The 15820-nt window shown below is 75.5% G+C and carries 13 protein-coding genes; 7 read left to right on the top strand and 6 right to left on the bottom strand.

Annotated elements, in window-relative coordinates; genetic code table 11:
• The first annotated feature begins 231 nt into the window (after positions 1–231).
• Together KSE_RS35155 and ligA are read left to right on the top strand one after the other, a co-directional pair.
• Complete coding sequence (locus KSE_RS35155) at positions 232–2385, top strand: vWA domain-containing protein (protein ID WP_014140156.1); 2154 nt, start codon at positions 232–234, stop codon at positions 2383–2385.
• 119 nt (positions 2386–2504) lie between these two features.
• Positions 2505–4637 carry an NAD-dependent DNA ligase LigA gene (gene ligA, locus KSE_RS35150; RefSeq protein WP_033257893.1) on the top strand — a complete coding sequence of 711 codons (2133 nt, stop codon included), beginning with the start codon at positions 2505–2507 and terminating at the stop codon, positions 4635–4637.
• Positions 4638–4723: 86 nt separating this feature from the next.
• Here the strand turns inward: ligA and KSE_RS39105 are convergent, their stop codons facing one another.
• The gene (locus KSE_RS39105; protein ID WP_014140154.1) at positions 4724–5269 is read right to left on the bottom strand and encodes a DUF7919 family protein; all 546 of its coding nucleotides are present in this window, start codon (positions 5267–5269) and stop codon (positions 4724–4726) included.
• A gap of 107 nt (positions 5270–5376) precedes the next feature.
• On the opposite strand from KSE_RS39105, the gene KSE_RS35140 reads away from it, so the two are divergent.
• Positions 5377–5868, top strand: a complete 492-nt coding sequence (locus KSE_RS35140; RefSeq protein ID WP_014140153.1) for a GNAT family N-acetyltransferase — start codon at positions 5377–5379, stop codon at positions 5866–5868.
• Positions 5869–5945: 77 nt separating this feature from the next.
• A complete protein-coding gene (locus KSE_RS35135) occupies positions 5946–7829 on the top strand; it encodes a hypothetical protein (RefSeq protein ID WP_014140152.1) in 1884 nt (627 codons plus the stop codon).
• A gap of 72 nt (positions 7830–7901) precedes the next feature.
• On the opposite strand, the gene KSE_RS35130 is transcribed toward KSE_RS35135, so the two are convergent.
• Complete coding sequence (locus KSE_RS35130; RefSeq protein ID WP_014140151.1) at positions 7902–8498, bottom strand: TetR/AcrR family transcriptional regulator; 597 nt, start codon at positions 8496–8498, stop codon at positions 7902–7904.
• A 95-nt stretch (positions 8499–8593) separates the two neighbouring features.
• On the opposite strand from KSE_RS35130, the gene KSE_RS35125 reads away from it, so the two are divergent.
• The 3 genes from KSE_RS35125 to KSE_RS35115 all read left to right on the top strand — a co-directional run bounded on the left by KSE_RS35125 (position 8594) and on the right by KSE_RS35115 (position 10427).
• The gene (locus KSE_RS35125; protein WP_014140150.1) at positions 8594–9175 is read left to right on the top strand and encodes a dihydrofolate reductase family protein; all 582 of its coding nucleotides are present in this window, start codon (positions 8594–8596) and stop codon (positions 9173–9175) included.
• Between the two features lie 56 nt (positions 9176–9231).
• Positions 9232–9996, top strand: coding sequence for a dienelactone hydrolase family protein (locus KSE_RS35120; protein WP_051055554.1), 765 nt, complete (start codon positions 9232–9234; stop codon positions 9994–9996).
• A gap of 77 nt (positions 9997–10073) precedes the next feature.
• Positions 10074–10427 (top strand): VOC family protein, encoded by a 354-nt coding sequence (locus KSE_RS35115; protein ID WP_197540728.1) that lies wholly within the window; start codon positions 10074–10076, stop codon positions 10425–10427.
• Positions 10428–10490: 63 nt separating this feature from the next.
• Here the strand turns inward: KSE_RS35115 and KSE_RS35110 are convergent, their stop codons facing one another.
• The 4 genes from KSE_RS35110 to KSE_RS35095 all read right to left on the bottom strand — a co-directional run bounded on the left by KSE_RS35110 (position 10491) and on the right by KSE_RS35095 (position 15778).
• A complete protein-coding gene (locus KSE_RS35110) occupies positions 10491–11441 on the bottom strand; it encodes a PfkB family carbohydrate kinase (protein WP_014140147.1) in 951 nt (316 codons plus the stop codon).
• A gap of 98 nt (positions 11442–11539) precedes the next feature.
• On the bottom strand, positions 11540–12289 hold the full coding sequence (locus KSE_RS35105) for a CPBP family intramembrane glutamic endopeptidase (RefSeq protein WP_014140146.1): 750 nt from the start codon (positions 12287–12289) through the stop codon (positions 11540–11542).
• Positions 12290–12296: 7 nt separating this feature from the next.
• Positions 12297–14846, bottom strand: coding sequence for an MMPL family transporter (locus KSE_RS35100; protein WP_014140145.1), 2550 nt, complete (start codon positions 14844–14846; stop codon positions 12297–12299).
• The gene (locus KSE_RS35095) at positions 14843–15778 is read right to left on the bottom strand and encodes a class I SAM-dependent methyltransferase (RefSeq protein ID WP_014140144.1); all 936 of its coding nucleotides are present in this window, start codon (positions 15776–15778) and stop codon (positions 14843–14845) included. The genes KSE_RS35100 and KSE_RS35095 overlap by 4 nt, the downstream gene beginning before the upstream one ends.
• Positions 15779–15820: the final 42 nt, after the last annotated feature.

The following is a 15820-nucleotide window of genomic DNA, read 5'->3' as shown; positions in this document are numbered from 1 at the left end:
GGCCGGCACCCCCGATCCGCCGGCACACCGCCCCCGGCCGCCTACCGCACCACGACGGCCTCGCCTCGTCCGCCCCGCCTGAGCGCCTCGCCTCGTCCGCCCCGCCTGAGCGCCTCGCCTCGTCCGCCCCGGTGACCCGCCCGCGCGGCCTCCCGGCACGGCCCGACCGGCTGGCATAGCGTCGGTTCGACCTGCGGCGTTCCGGCCCGCGGCGTGACGAGAGGACCAGCGATGCGACGGGCCACCGTGACAGCTTCCGCCCTGGCCGTACTGGCCGCGCTCGGCGCCGCCGGGGCGGCCCCGGCGGCGGTGCCCCCGCCCGGGGCGGGGGAGGCGGTGGTGACGGTGCGCACCGGCGGCGACCGGACCGGCGCGCAGGCGGTCGGCCCGCTGGCGGGCGTCCGGCTGGGGCTGTTCGCGGCGGCGGGGGACGCCGCACCGGTCGACCCGGGGTGGGGCGTGTGTGTCTCGGACGCCGCCGGCGACTGCTCCTTCACGGTGCCGGACACCGGCCCCGGCGGGGCGAACGCGGGGCGCGAGCTGACGGTGCGACAGCTGGACGGCGGGGTGCCGGCGGGCTGGTTCACCAACCCGGTGCTGCGGACCGGGCCGGGCAGCGGCTCGGACTCGGTCGCCTCCCCGTACGCCTTCACCACCCCCGCGCTGGCGGCCGGGAACACGTACCGCTCGACCGCCGACTTCATGATCAGCGACGACTACCGGAACCTGCCGACGGCCTCCGGCGGCGTGTGGCAGGACTCGCGGGACAACCCGCCGCTGCCCGCGCGCTGCGGCCTGGACGTGGCCCTGGTGCTGGACCTGTCGGCCTCGGTCGGCAGCGAGCTGCCGTTCCTGAAGACCGCCGCCGACCGCTTCACCGACGCGCTGACCGGCACGCCCTCCCGGCTGGCGGTGTTCTCCTTCGACCAGGCGTCCCCGGCGACCAGCGTGAGCGCGAACCACCCCGAGCTGCACCCGGTGTCGACGCCGGCCGGCGCGGCGGAGTTCAAGGCGCTGTACGCCGGCTGGACGCTCGGCAAGGGCACCAACTGGGACACCGCGCTGTGGTCGGTGGCGAACGCCGCGCCGAGGTACGACGCGGTGGTGGTGCTGACCGACGGCAACCCGACCCGGTTCGCGGACGACGCCCAGGGCGACGGCTCGCGGACCCACTTCCGGGACGTCGAGAACGGGATCTTCTCCGCCAACGCGGTGAAGGCGGAGGGCAGTCGGCTGATCGCGCTGGGCGTCGGCAAGGGCGTCGCGGGCGACTCCGGGCTGAACCTGCGGGCGGTCTCCGGGCCGACCGCGTACGCCGACGGCGGCGACCTGACCGCCGCCGACTACTTCCAGACCAAGGACTTCGCCACTTCCGGGCAGCAGTTGCACGACCTGGCGCTGTCGCACTGCGACAACAGCGTCACGGTGGTCAAGCAGCTCGTCCCGGCCGGCACCACCGGCGAGGACACCACGGGCGCGGTGAACGCCCCGGCGGGCTGGACGTTCGGGGCGACGACCGGCACGCCGGGCGTCGGCGGGCTGCCCCGGGAACTGACCACGACCGACGACGGGACCGGCTCGGTGGTCTTCCAACCGGAGCTCGGCGACCTGCCGTCCGCAGCCCTGGAGATCAGCGAACTCCAGCAGGACGGCTACGAGTTGGTCACCAAGAACGGCAAGAACGCGGTCTGCGTGAACCTCGACACCGGACAGCCGGTGGACGTCTCCGACAGCGGCACGGCCGACCGACCGGCCTTCGCCCTGGAGCTGCCCCGGCTCGCCGCCGTCAGCTGCACGGTCTACAACCGGCCCGCCACCGCCCCGGCCGTGCTCCCGGCCGATCTGACGGTGGAGAAGACCTGGCGGATCGACGGCGCCGTCCACCCGGAGGGCGAGCAGCCCGCCGGGTTCACCGCCACCGCCGCGCTGACCGGGCCGGACGGCGCCGCCGCCACCCCGCAGCCGTGGGGCACCGCGCGCATCGGCTACCGGATCGGCGACCGGGCCACCGTCACCGAACAGGCCGAACTGGCCGACCCCGCCTGCGTGTTCACCGACCGGCGGATCACCGCGCTGAACGGCTCCCCGGTCGACCTGCCGCTCGGCAGCACCCTCGCCCTCGACACCGCGCACACCCGGGCCGAGATCACCAACACCGTCGAGTGCCACCGCACCAGCCCCTCCCCCTCGCCTTCCCTTTCGCCCTCTCCCTCGCCCTCGCCCTCGCCCGCTCCCCCGGGCGGCGGACACCTCGCCGCCACCGGCGGCGGGGGCGGGGCCGTACTGCTCCCGGCCGCCGGCGGTGCCGCCCTCGCGGGCCTCGCCCTGCTGGCCCTCCGGGCTCGGCTCGACCGGCGGCACACCCGGCGGCGCGACGACGACTGAACGGGCCGCCCGGGCCCGCGCGAGCGGCGTGAGCGGCGGCGCGAGCGGCGGCGTGACCACGACCGAACGGGTCGATCGGGACCGGTCGACTGTCAGTGCGGGACGGAAGAATAACGGTCATGAACAACGCCGCTCCGCTCTCTTCCGGCGACTACGCCGACGCTGTTGCCACTGCCACCCGGGCCGCCGCCGCCTACTACGGGGACGGGACGACGACGCTGGGGGACGACGAGTACGACGCCCTGGTCCGGGCGATCGCGGCCTACGAGGAGGCCCACCCGGAGGAGCTGCTGGCCGACTCGCCGACCGGCAAGGTGGCCGGCGGCGCGGCGGAGGGGGACGTACCGCACAGCGTGCCGATGCTCTCGCTCGACAACGTCTTCTCCGGGGAGGAACTCGCCGACTGGGCGGCCTCGTTGGAGCGCCGGCTGGGCCGGGCGCCGGCCGGCTGGTGCGTGGAGCCGAAGCTGGACGGGCTGGCGATCGCGGCCCGGTACGAGGGGGGCGCGCTGCGCCGGGTGCTGACCCGCGGCAACGGCCTCGCGGGCGAGGACATCACGCACACCGCGGGCGACGTACTGGGCCTGCCGGCCGTGCTGGCCGAGCCGGTCGACGTCGAGCTGCGCGGTGAAGTGCTCCTGACGCACGCCCAGTTCGAGCGGGCGAACGAGATCCGCACGGCGCACGGCGCGGTGCCGTTCGCCAACGCGCGCAACGGCGCGGCGGGCACCCTGCGGGCCAAGGACCGGCCGTACCGGATCGAGCTGACGTTCTTCGCCTACGACGCGGTCGGCCTGGACGAGAACCCTGGCGAGAAGCCCGGCGAGACCCCGGACGAGACTCCGGGCCAGGCCCCGAGCCGGGCCCTCGACCACAGCGCGCTGCTGGAGCGGCTGGCCGCGCTCGGCGCGAACACCGCGGCTTCGACGGCGGCGGCCCCGCTGCGCTGCGAGAGCATCGAGGAGGTGCAGCGGCGGATCGAGCAGATCACCGCGCTGCGCCCGCAGCTCCCGTTCGGCATCGACGGCGTGGTGGTGAAGGCGGACGCGGCGGCCGACCAGGAGCGGGCGGGCTCCGGTTCACGGGCGCCGCGCTGGGCGGTGGCCCGCAAGCTCGCCGCCGAGCACAAGGTGACCCGGCTGCTGGAGGTGGAGTGGGCGGTCGGCCGCACCGGCATCATCGCGCCGCGCGCCGTCCTGGAGCCGGTGGTGATCGACGGCGTGACCGTCACGTACGCGACGCTGCACAACCCGGCCGACATCGAGCGGCGCGGCCTGATGCTGGGCGACCGGGTGTTCGTCTACCGCGCGGGCGACGTGATCCCCCGGGTGGAGGCGCCGCTGGTGGAGGAGCGCACCGGCGAGGAACGGCCGATCGTCTTCCCCGCCGCCTGCCCGCGCTGCGGCGAGGCGATCGACAGCAGCGAGCAGCGCTGGCGCTGCGTGCGGGGCCGCAACTGCCAGGCGGTGGCGTCGATCATCTACGCGGCGGGCCGCGACCAGCTCGACATCGAGGGCCTCGGCTCGACCCGGGCCGTCCAGCTCGTCGAGGCCGGCCTGGTCCGCGACCTGGCGGACGTGTTCACCCTGACCCGCGAGCAACTGCTCGGCCTGGAGCGGATGGGCGAGACCAGCACCGACAACCTGCTCGCCGCGATCGCCACCGCCCGCACCCGCCCGCTGGGCCGCGTCCTGTGCGCGCTGGGCGTGCGCGGCACCGGCCGCAGCATGTCGCGCCGGATCGCCGCGCACTTCGGCTCGATGGCCGCGATCCGCGCGGCGGACGCCGAGACGCTGGCCGCCGTCGAGGGCATCGGCCCAGAGAAGGCCCGCCTGGTCGTCTCCGAACTCGCCGAACTCACCACTCTGCTCGACCGCCTGGCCGAGCTCGGCGTCGGCACCCAGGTCACCGCACCCCAGCGCCCCACCGCACCCAAGCCCGCGGCCGAGGAGACCGGAGAGGCCGCCGAGGACGCCGACGCCCCCGCCGCCGGCCCGCTCAGCGGCGAAGCCGTGGTCGTCACCGGCTCGATGACCGGCGCCCTCGCCGCCCTGACCCGCAACGAGATGAACGAACTCGTCGAACGCGCCGGCGGCAAGGCGTCCTCCGCCGTCTCCAAGCGCACCACCCTCCTGGTCGCCGGCGAGAAAGCCGGCTCCAAGCGCGCCAAGGCCGAAGAGCTGGGCATCCGCATCCTCACCCCCGAGGACTTCGCCACCCTCCTCGCCGACCACCTCCCCGCCACCGTCTGACCCGGCAGCGTACTCGCGGGACGAGCTTCGCGCTGGCGGCCCTGCCGGAGGGGGCCGGGCCGGCGCGGTGGCGCGGGCCCGCAGCATCACCAGGGCCGTGGCCGGGGCTCCCCCGCAGCCGGCCGTTCGAGTGCGGCGGTGTCGATGATCCGCGCGTCGGCCGGCACGCCCGGCGCGTCGGTACCGGTCAGCCAGCCCTCGGGGCAGGCCAGGACCGCGTCGACGAAGGCGGCCGGCGGGAGGTAGCGGTGGTGGAGCACGTAGTGGGCGATCAGGTTCGGGGCGGCGTACAGCTCGTCGGAGCGGCCCGGGACGCGGATCTCGCAGTTGCCCAGGTGGAGGGTCTCGCCGGCGTGCTCGATGGTCGGCTGGCACCCCAGGGTCCGCAGGCAGCCCGGGCGTTGGCAATTGTAGAAGCCCCGCATGACGTTCACCCGCTGCTCCCGGACGAGGTCGAGGAGCCGGGTCCGGAAGTCCTCCGGGCTCGGCCCCTTGGGGTAGCGGTGCCAGCCGTCGAGCCAGCCCACGTTGAGGCGCCGCCCGGCGGGGACGAAGGAGGCGAAGCCGCGCCCGCCGGAGACGGTGTCCTCGAAGCGGTAGGTGTAGGGGGTCAGATCGCGGAAGAAGGTCACCGGAGCTGTCTGGCAGGGCGTTCGGAGGGCCGCGCGTCCCGGCCCCCCGGGCGGCGGCCGCCGAAAAGCGGTTGGCGCGGGCTGCGGGCTCCGGGTAGAGAACTCCCATGACTTCCTGGCACCTCACCCCCGAAGCCTTCGACAGCGCGGACGCGGCCGGCCTGCGCCGCGACTTCTACGACGAGGTCGCCAGCCGGTACTGGAAGCGGCCCGCGACCGCCGAGGAGGTCGACCGGGGCCTGGCCGGTGACGGTGTGGAGCTGCTCGCGCCGCCCACCGGCCAGTTCGTCGTGGGCCGCCACGGCGGCGCGGCGGCCGCCTGTGGCGGGGTGCTGATGCTGGATCCGGAGCGCGCCGAGCTCACCCGCGTCTACCTGCGCCCCGCCTTCCGCGGCCGGGGCGGCGCGGGCCTGCTGCTGGAGGCGCTGGAGCACGAGGCCCGGCTGCTCGGCGCCTCCCGGATGGTCCTCAACACCCGGCTCGACCTGGTCGAGGCCCGCGCGGTCTACGTCCGCCACGGCTACCGCGAGATCCCGGCGTACTGCGCGGGCCCGTACGTGGAGATCTGCTACGCCAAGGACCTCGGCGGGGTCGGCTGACCTCCGCGCCGCCGGCCCCGCGTCCTCTTCCCGCCGCCCTTCTCTTCCGCCCCTTCCTCGTATCGGAGAGCCCCGACGTGCCCGACTCCAACACCGCCACCGCCTCGCCGCCGGCCTACCAGCCGCATCCGTACCTGGGCGGGCGGGCGGTGGCGTTGCGCGCGCTGGCCGGCTGGCGGGCCGCCGGGGCGGACGGGCCCGGGGTGGTGCTGGTGACGGGTGGTCCGGGCAGTGGGCGGTCCCGGTTGCTGACCGGGTTCCTGATGCTCTGTGAGCCGTCCGAGCGGGAGCGGTTCGACCTGTCCGCGCTGGATCCGGCGACCGTGCCGCCGGGCGGGCCCGGCGGGCCGGACGCGCCGCCGGTGTTCGACGCCACCGGGCTGACCGCGCTGCAGCTGCGCTGGCTGGTGGCGGACCACTTCGCGCCCGGCGCGGTCCTGGCCGCCGAGCTGGCCGGGCGGCTGGCCGGGATCGGCTCGCCCGGGCGGCCGGTGACGGTGGTGGTCGCGGACAGCGACCGGGCCGGGGTGCTGACCGGCCCGGAGGAGTCCGCGCGGGTCACCGAGCAGGTGCTGCTGCCGCTGGCCCTGGCGCCCGGGGTCCGGCTGCTGGCCGACGTGGACCGGGCCGAGGCGGAGCGGCTGGCCGCGGCGCTGCCCGCCGGACGGCTGCTGGTGATCGACCTCGACCGGGCGCCGTGGCGGGACGAGGAGGGGCTGCGGCTACAGGCCGCGCACATGCTCCAGGACCCGGACGGTGCGGCCGAGTTGGCGCGGACGGCGGCCGGTCCGCTGGTGGTCCGGCTGGCCGCGTGGTCGTCCCGCAGCCGGCCGGACGGGCCCGCCGGGACGCCGGTACCGGTGCCGCCGCCCCGCACCGTCGGGGACGTGCTCGACCTGCACGCCGGGCTGCACGGCGCCGACGAGCCGACCCTGCGCCGGCTGCTCGCCCCGCTGGCGCTGGCCGGACCCGGTGAGCCGCTGCCGCTCGAACTCTGGGCGCCGCTGGCCTCGGCGGTCGCGGGCAAGGACCTCGGGCCGGCGCTGGCGGGCGGGCAGCGCCTGCTGCTGCCGTTCTTCGAGCTGGCCTCGACGGCGGAGCGGCCCCCGGCCGTCCGGATCGTGCACCCGGCGGTCGCCGCCGAGCTGCGCGAGCGCTTCGGCGGCACCGTCCGCGAGGCGCGGCGCCGGCTGGCGTCCGCCCTGCTCGCCACCCTGGACGGCGACGGGAACGGGGACGGCCCCGGGCGGTGGGCGCGGGCCGCGCCGTACGTCCGGGAGCAGGTGGTCGGGCACGCGCTGGAGGGCGGTGTGCTGCCGGAGCTGCTGGCCGATCCGGGGTTCCTGGTGCACGCCGAGCAGCTGCGACTGCGCGCCGCCGTCGATCAACTGACTGCCGCTGGCAAGGAGTTGCCTCCGCTGGCGGTGACCTGGCGGCGACTGGCGACGCTGTTCATCCGACAGCGGCTCGGACCGGAGCTGCGGGCCGCCCTGCTGGAGCACGGCGCCCGCCAGGACGGCCTGCCCGCACCGGAGTTCGGCCTCGCACTGCCCTGGCGGACGCTGTGGGCCCGGCCGCTGACCGGGGTGCGCGCCGTCACGGCGGCCTCCGGACCTACCGGCGGCAGCCTGCTGGTGGCCCACCGGCCCGGCGCGGAAACCGAGTTGGCACTCTACGACGCGCTGACCGGCGAGCCGGTCACGGCCGACCCCGCCGGGCTGGCCCGCCCGGGCGAGGAGGAGCGGATCGCCACCCCGCTGGGCATCAGCACCGGCGTCGACTACCTGCGCCTGTGGACCCGGGGCCGGGACGGGCGGCCACCCGAACAGGTCGCGCTGTTCCTCTCCGGCGAGCCGCTGGGCGGCGCCGACCTGACCCCGGACGGCCTGCTGCTACTGGCCGACTCCCGGGGCGTCGCGGCCCTGCTCCCGGCCGCACTGCCCGCGCCACACGCCGGCTGAGCCGCACGCGGCTCCCGCCCACACCGCACACGCCCCACCGACAACCCGTCAGCCCGTCAGCCCGTCAGCCCGTCAGCCCGCCGCGATGACGCCCTCCCCCGCGAGCAGGCGGGCCACCAGCGTGTCCACCAGGCGGGCGCGCTGCTCGGGGGTGAACAGGTCGGGGAGGGTGAGGCGTTCCAGGATCAGCCAGTTGAGGGCGAGGACCAGCAGGTGGACGGTGGTGGTGTCGCCGGGCAGGCCGACGGCCTGGTGGTAGTCGGCGTTGAAGCGGAGGTCGGCGCCGATCCGGCGGGTGAGGACTTCGCGTAGTTCGGGGCGGCGCAGCGCGGCGAGGCGGAGTTCGAGGAGGGCGAGGAAGCCGGTGGGGAAGGCGGCGACCCGGTCGACGACCTGGTGCATGAGGGCGGTGACCCGGGCGGCGTCGCGCGGGCCCTCGGCGCCCTGGGCGAGGGTGTCGGCGTCGGGTTCGAGGCGTTCGTAGACGCGGTCGGCGCACTGGGCGAGCAGGGCGTCCCGGTTGGCGAAGTAGTTGGAGGCGGTGCCGGCGGGGACGGCGGCGCGCTGGTCGACGGCGCGGAAGGTGAGGCCGCGGGCGCCGTCCTCGGCCAGGACTTCGAGTGCGGCGTCGAGCAGGGCGGCTCGGCGTTCGGGGTTGCTGCGTGCCATCGCTTGTGACCACTCCATTCGTAGTGCTACGGTCTTACCACTTCACCCAGAGTACTACGGATGAAGTTCCTGTTCCCTGCCGAAAAGGTTCCTGGATGCGAAAGCTCGTGTACTACGTCGCCGTCTCCGTGGACGGCTTCATCGCCGGCCCGTCCGGCGAGTTCGACTTCTACCCGGCGGCGCCCGACATGGCGGCGCACCAGCTGGCCGAGTACCCGGAGACCATCCCGGTGCAGGCCCGTCCGCAGCTCGGTCTGACGGACACCCCCAACAAGCGCTTCGACACCGTCCTGATGGGCCTGGGCGCCTACCGCCCGGGGCTGGACGCGGGCATCCCCAGCCCGTACCCGCACCTGACGCAGTACGTGGTCTCCTCCTCGCTGCCCGCCGTGGACGATCCGGCGGTGCGGCTGGTGCGCGCCGACCCGCTGGGCCTGGTGCGGGAGTTGAAGCGGCAGCCGGGCGACGGCGGCGACATCTGGCTGTGCGGCGGCGGCCTGCTGGCGGGCCAACTGCTGCCGGAGATCGACGAGTTGGTGCTCAAGCGGTACCCGGTGGTGGCGGGCGGCGGCATCCCCGCGTTCGCCGGGCCGCTGCGGCCGCGCCCGTTCGCCCCGGTGGAGACGCTGGACTTCAGCCACGGCGGCACCGTCACCACCTACCGCCCCGCCGGGTAACGTGGGCCCCAGGAGGCCCGGCCGGGTGCCGGGCCGCACGGGGGGAGCAACCAGCGATGAACGACAGTGATGTGACGACCCGTTGGGCGGCGCCGGACGGCGGCGGCCCGGAGCTGTTCCTGGCCGCGCCCGCGCACGCGGCGCCACGGGCCACCGTGGTGGTCGGCCAGGAGCTGTTCGGGGTCACCGCCTGGGTGCGCGGCGTCTGCGAGCGGCTGGCCGCCGCCGGGTACGCCGCCGTCGCGCCGGACTTCTACGGGCGGGCGGCGCGACGCGTCGAGCTGCCGTACGACGACGCGGGGCGGGCCGAGGGCTTCGCGCTGCTCGGCACCCTGACCGCCGAGCGGGTGGCCGCCGACACGGCGGCGGCCCTCGCGGCGGGCGCCGCGCTCGGCGCCGGGCCCGGCCGGGCCTTCGTCGGCTTCTCGGTCGGCGGCCACCTCGGCCTGCTGGCCGGCACCCGCCTCCGGCTGGACGCCGTCGCCGCCTGCTACCCGACCTGGACGCTGGAGGGCGGCACCCCGCTCGCCGACGACGAGCCCCCGCTCACCCCGGCGGGCGCGGCCGCGCTCGCCGCCCACGGCACCGCCGTCCTCGGCCTGGTCGGCGCCGAGGACCACGTCGTCCCGCCCGAGCAGTGGGCGGTGATCACCGACCGCCTCGCCGGCGCGGGCGTCCGCCACGACCTGGTCAGCTACCCGGGCGTCCCGCACGGCTTCCTCTGCGACCACCGCCCCGCCACCCACCGCCCGGCCGAGGCCGCGGACGCCTTCGCCCGCGTCCTCGCCACCCTGGCCGCCCTGCCCGTCCCACCCGCCTGACCCGGCGCCACCGACCGGCGGCGGAAGGCGAGGAGGCCCAGCTCAGGGCGGTCGGTTGCATGTCTATGATCACCACCATGGCACTTGAATGGGAACAGATCATGGTCGACTCCGCCGACCCCGTCGCCCTCGGGCACTGGTGGGCGGAGGCCCTCGGCTGGGTGGTGGTCGACGAGACGGAGGAGATCGTCGAGATCCGGCCGGAGCCGGACCGGCTGCCGGGTCTGCTCTTCGCCCCCGTCCCGGAGGGCAAGGTCGTGAAGAACCGGCTGCACCCCGACTTCCGGCCCGACGACCAGGCCGCCGAGGTGGCCCGGCTGCTCGCCCTCGGGGCCCGGCGGGTCGAGGACGTGCAGGAGGGGCAGCACTGGGTGACGCTGCTCGACCCGGAGGGGAACGAGTTCTGCGTGCTGAGCGAGCCGCGCGACTGAGCAGGTCCGGGGCCCGACCGGGCCGACCCGGTCGGCCCCGGCCGGGCCCCGGCGGTGGCGGGGTCACCAGCCGGTGTCGGCGGTGACCGCGTAGGCGTCGTCGAGGCGGGCGTCGAAGGCGGGCCGGGTGAACCGGTACTCCTGGCTGCCGGCCGATTCCAGGGCGTAGGCGGCGAGGACGCAGCCCGTCCGGGCGGCCTGTTCGTCGTCGAGGCCGTCGGCCTTCGCGGCGAGGAAGCCGGCCCGGAAGGCGCCGCCGCCGCCCGCGCCGTCGGGCAGCCGGGAGATCGGTGCGGCGGGGACGGCGACGGAGGGGCTGGCGGCGTAGTCGATCCAGACGCCCTCGGGGCCGAGGGTGGTGATCCAGCTGCCGACCCGGCTGAGCACGTCGGTGGCCGCCCAGCCGGCGTGTTCCAGCAGGGCGGCGCGCTCGCGGCGGTTGGTGACCAGGTGGGTGGCGCCGGTGAGGACGGCGTCGGCGCCGGCCCGGCCGAGCTGTTCGGTGCGGCCGGCCACGTCGACCAGGTAGGGCAGGCCGCGGCGGCGGCACTCGGCGGCCCGGGCGACCAGCAGTTCGGGTTCGGCGGGGCCGAGGAAGACCAGTCCGACGTCCTCGGGCCAGCCCTCCGGGCCGGGTGCGTCGTCCTCGGCGAGGGCGCCGGAGTGGTAGGAGACGATCCGGTTGTCGTCGGCGTCGGTGGTGCGGGTGTAGCGGGCGGTGGCCAGGCCGGCGGAGACCCGCACCCGCGAGGTGTCGACGCCGACCTCCTCCAGCCGGGCCCGGTACTCGCCGAAGTCCCGGCCGGCGGCGCCGAGCAGCAGCGGCGCGCGGCCGAGCCGGCCGAGGCCGAAGGCGACGTTGGCGGCCACGCCGCCGTAGCGGACCTCCAGGTCGTCGACCAGGAACGACAGGGACAGGTGCTGGAGTTGGGTCGGCAGCAGTTGGCTGGTGAAACGGCCGGGGAAGGTCATCAGGTTGTCGATGACGATCGGGCCGGTGACGGCGATCCTCATGAAATCCCTCACCTGGGTCGGACGGGCCGCGGACGGGCTGGTGCCGGGGAGTCGCTAGAGCAGGACGCGGTGGCGCGGGCCCGCCGGGCCCGCCGGCCTCAGAGGGCCCAGAGCACCCAGGCCAGCAGCAGCAGGTTGGCGGTGCCCTGGGCGACGGCGCTCGCGAGCGCGGAGCCGGTCCAGGCGCGGCAGACGCCGAGGGCGACGCCCATCGCGAAGACGGAGGGCAGGACGCCGCAGATCACCCGGGCGTTGAACGGGTTCAGCCCGTAGTCGCCGAGGTGGACGAGGGCCCAGCCGGCCGAGGTGACGGCGATCGCGGCGAACGGGCCGCGGGTGCGTTCGACGGCGTCGTACAGCACGCCGCGGTAGCAGACCTCCTCGACCAGCGGGACCAGGAAGCCCATGCAGAGCACCATCGCGGTGCCGATGACGACGGGCTGCCCGGGTGCCATCTGCCGGAAGAGGCCGGGGACGAGGAAGGTCCAGTTGTCGGCGCCGCGCCCGAAGCCGGCCCGGGTGGCGAACACGGTGTCGGCGTAGGCGAGCACCACCAGGCCGGTTCCGGCGAGGGCCGGGAGGAGGCGGAAGCGGCGCAGGCCGGCCGCCGCCCACTCGGCGCGGTCCAGGACCGCGACGACGGCGGCGCTCAGGCCGACCGAGAGCACCATCAGCGGCAGCGACACCGCCCCGGCGATCCGGACGGCGGCGAGCAGGGCGAACACCTTGGCGGCGGAGGCGGCCGGCACCCGCCGGTGGTGGTGTCTGAGTCGGTGCAGGGTGCGGGCCCGCCCGGCAGTGGCGGGCCCGGGGGTGGCCGGTGCCACCGCCGGGCGGTCCGCGGTCATCGTCCGGTCACCCCGCCTTCGCGGGGGCCGGGGCAGTGCGGCGCAGGCTGGGCAGCCACCAGTTGTAGCGGCGGAACAGCAGCAGCGTCGCCGGGACGAACAGCATCCGGATCAGCGTGGCGTCCAGCAGGACGGCGAGGCCGAGGCCGACGCCGTACTCCTGGAGCATGACCGTCGAGGAGAGGGCCATGGTGCCGAGGCTGCCGGCCATCACCAGGCCGGCCGCGTTGATCACCCGGCCGGTGTCGACCACGGCTCCGACGGTGGCGGTCTCCTGGTCGGCGCCGCCGCGCACCAGGTCGCGGACCCGGGTGACCAGGAAGATCTCGTAGTCCATGCCGAGGCCCATCATCAGCACGGTGAGGAAGATCGGCAGGTCGTCGATGATCGCCCGGTCGAGCCAGAAGTGGAAGACCAGCACGGTGATGCCGATCGCCCACACGTTGCTCATCATGATCGTGAGGATCAGCCGGATCGGGATCAGCAGCGAGCGCAGCGCGAAGACCAGCATCACGAAGACGCCGACCGAGACGAGTCCGATCATCTGCCAGAAGCTGGAGTTGAGCGCCTCGCCGTACTGCCGGTCGACCTGGGTGGCGCCGCCGACCGCGAGCGGGCCGACGTCGCCGGCCGCGGCGGTGGCGTCCTGGATCCGGTCGACGGTCTGCACCGCGGCCTCGGTGTAGGGCTTGTCGGCGAGTTCGACGACGATCCGCAGCGTGCCGTCGTCGGCCAGGTAGTCGCGGCGGACCTCGGGGCCGAGCGCGTCGAGCTCGGCGGCGCCGACCGGGGTGCCGAACGGCCTGGTCACGGCGGAGACCCGGGCGACGCCCGGCAGCGCGGCCAGTCTGTCGGTGAGCGCGGTGACGGCGGTGCGGCCGCGGTCGGTGAGGCGGTGCTGCCCGTCCACCAGGCCGGCGGCGGGCCGTCCGACGACCAGGGTGGGCAGCACGGCGGCGTCGCCCCACTCGCGGGCGACCAGTTCGAAGCCGGTCCGGGAGTCGGTGGCCGGGCTGAGCGCGACCGGGTCGGCGGTGGAGCGGTGCTGGGCGGTGATCACCGCGAACGGGACGGTGACGGCCGCGAAGACCAGCACGATCGCGATCTTGCGGCGGCGGGCGAGGTCGGCGGCCCGCTTCAGGTGGCGGCCGAGTGCGCTGCCGTGCTCCAGGTCGGCCAGCGCGCCGCGGCCGAGCCAGAAGAAGCGGTCGCCGAGCAGCGCCAGCAGGGCCGGGGTGAGCGTCAGCGCGGCGAGCAGGACGATCGGGATGCCGATCAGGCCGCCGTAGCCGAGCGGCGGGATCCAGTCGACGGGCGAGAACAGCGTGGCGCCGAAGGCCAGCACCACGGCGACCGCGGCGAGCAGCATCGACTCGCCCGCGTGCGCGGTGGCGTGCACCGCGGCCTCCCTGGGCGGGCGGCCGGCCAGCCGCTCCTGCCGGTAGCGGGAGGACAGCAGCATGCTGTAGTCGACGCCGGCGCCCAGCATCACGAAGTTCATGATGGTGATGGTGAACTGGGTGAGCGTCACGCCGTGGCCGAGCGCGAACAGCGCGGCCTGGCTGACGGTCATCGCCAGGCCGATCGCCGCCACCGTGAGCACGGCCGGCAGCACGGCCCGGAAGAACAGCAGCAGCACGACGAAGATGATCGCGTAGGCGACCGTCTCCATCAGCGCGTTGTCGTCCTCGGCCTTCTGGTACGTGTCCTTGATCAGCGCGAGTTCGCCGGTGACGTGGGCCTCGACCTCCGGGCCGGTGGCGGCGGCGCGCTGGGCGTCGGCGATCGCCGAGCGGAGCCAGTCGACGTCCGGGTCGTGCCCGGCGAGCTTGGCGAAGCTGACCGAGACCAGGGCGGCCCGGCCGTCGTCGGCGAGCAGCCGGGAGACGGCCCCGGCGGGCACCGGCACCGGGTAGCCGCGCCAGTCCGTCGCCTTCGCGAACGCGCCCGCGATCGCGCGGAGCTGGTCGTCGCCGGTGGCGGCGACGGCCTGCCGGGCCGGCTCGGCGAGGGCGGCCGGGAGCTGGCCGCCGGCGACGGCGGCGTCCACCGCCTGGCGGCGGGTGTCCGGCGTGGCCGGGGTCCGGGCGGCGGCGAGCTGCCGGTCGACCTCGGTGCGCACGCCCTTGAGGTACTCGTCGGTCGCGTCGCGGTACAGCGTGTACGCCGAACTCGACTGCCGCACCTCGCCGGTGCGCACGCGCGCGGCGATCCGGTCGTCCAGTTCGGCGAGCAGGGCGCGCAGCCGGGCGTCGCGGACGTCCGGCGCGCCGATCGCGACGATCGACTCGCGCTGCGAGCGGGCCGGGAACGACTCCTCGACCAGCCGGTCGGCGCGGGCGCTGCTGGTGCCCGGCACGACCTTGGACGCGCCCTGCTTGGTGAGCACGTCGTTGAGCTGGGAGGCGAACGGGAAGCACGCCGCGATGACCAGCGCCCAGATCACGAGCACGGTCTTCGGGCGGCCGGTGAGCGCCGCGGCGAAGCGCAGCAGCTGTCGCTGCACCGCGCCGTGGGTGCTCTCCGCCGGCGGTGCGGGTGTGGCGGTGGTGGTCATGCGCTGTGGACTCCCTCACGGTGCCGGCTGCCCGGCCCGGTTCCGGTGGTGGTGCCCGGGTTGGTCCCGGTGACGACGACGAAGGTGTGGCGCAGCTCCAGCGCGCCGTGGCGGGCGACGTGGTCGGCCAGGCCCTTGCGGATCAGCTCCAGGGCGTGCTCCTCGCGGCTCTGGTCGACGGCGTCCTTGAAGCCGGCCGCCGCGCCGGAGCGCTGCACCCACTCCAGGGCGGTGTCCGGCGTGGTCGCGGGCAGCACCTGCTGGCCGTCGCGCTGGACGTCCACGGTCAGGCCGGCCTTGGTGAACCAGCGGGCCACGGCGGCCGCGTCCTTCGGCAGGTTGACCCGGATCATGCCGGTGAGCAGCGACGGGTCCGCGGTGAACACCTTCTCCAGCTGCTCGATCAGCGTCTTCAGCGCGTCGCCGCGGGTCTCGATGACGACGATCCGGCCGCCGGGGCGCAGCACCCGCTTGACCTGCTCCAGCAGCCGGACCGGCTTGCTGTAGCAGATCGCCCAGCCGATGACGACGAGGTCGGCGCTGTCGTCCGGCCGGGCCCGCAGGAACTCCTCCATGTCCCCCACCTCCAGGGACACCTCCAGGCCCGGCGAGCGGGTCGCCTCCGGCAGGACCTTCGCCTTGGCGACGGCCAGCATGCCGGGGGACTTGTCGACCGCGCGGACGGAGCCGCGGCCCTCCAGCCTGCGGACGATCTCCTCGGTCAGGTGGCCGGTGCCGCAGGCGAGTTCGAGGACGTCGTCGCCGGGGCTGACGGTGACCTCGCGCAGGGCGGCGAGCGAGTGCACGCCCATCACGGGGCTGAAGTAGGTGTCGTAGCTGGAGCTGGCGGCGTCGTAGTCGGGTGTGGTGTCGGCATTGGTCCGGCTCAGCGTCAGGCGCAGGGCACGGGCGGCGAGTCCGAGGCGGCTCATGGCTGGCTCCTTGGGTTCGGTACGGGTACGCGTACGGGTACG

Origin of the sequence: Kitasatospora setae KM-6054 (assembly GCF_000269985.1) — a bacterium.
Lineage (GTDB): Bacteria > Actinomycetota > Actinomycetes > Streptomycetales > Streptomycetaceae > Kitasatospora > Kitasatospora setae.
This window is presented reverse-complemented; position numbering and strand designations above follow the sequence as displayed.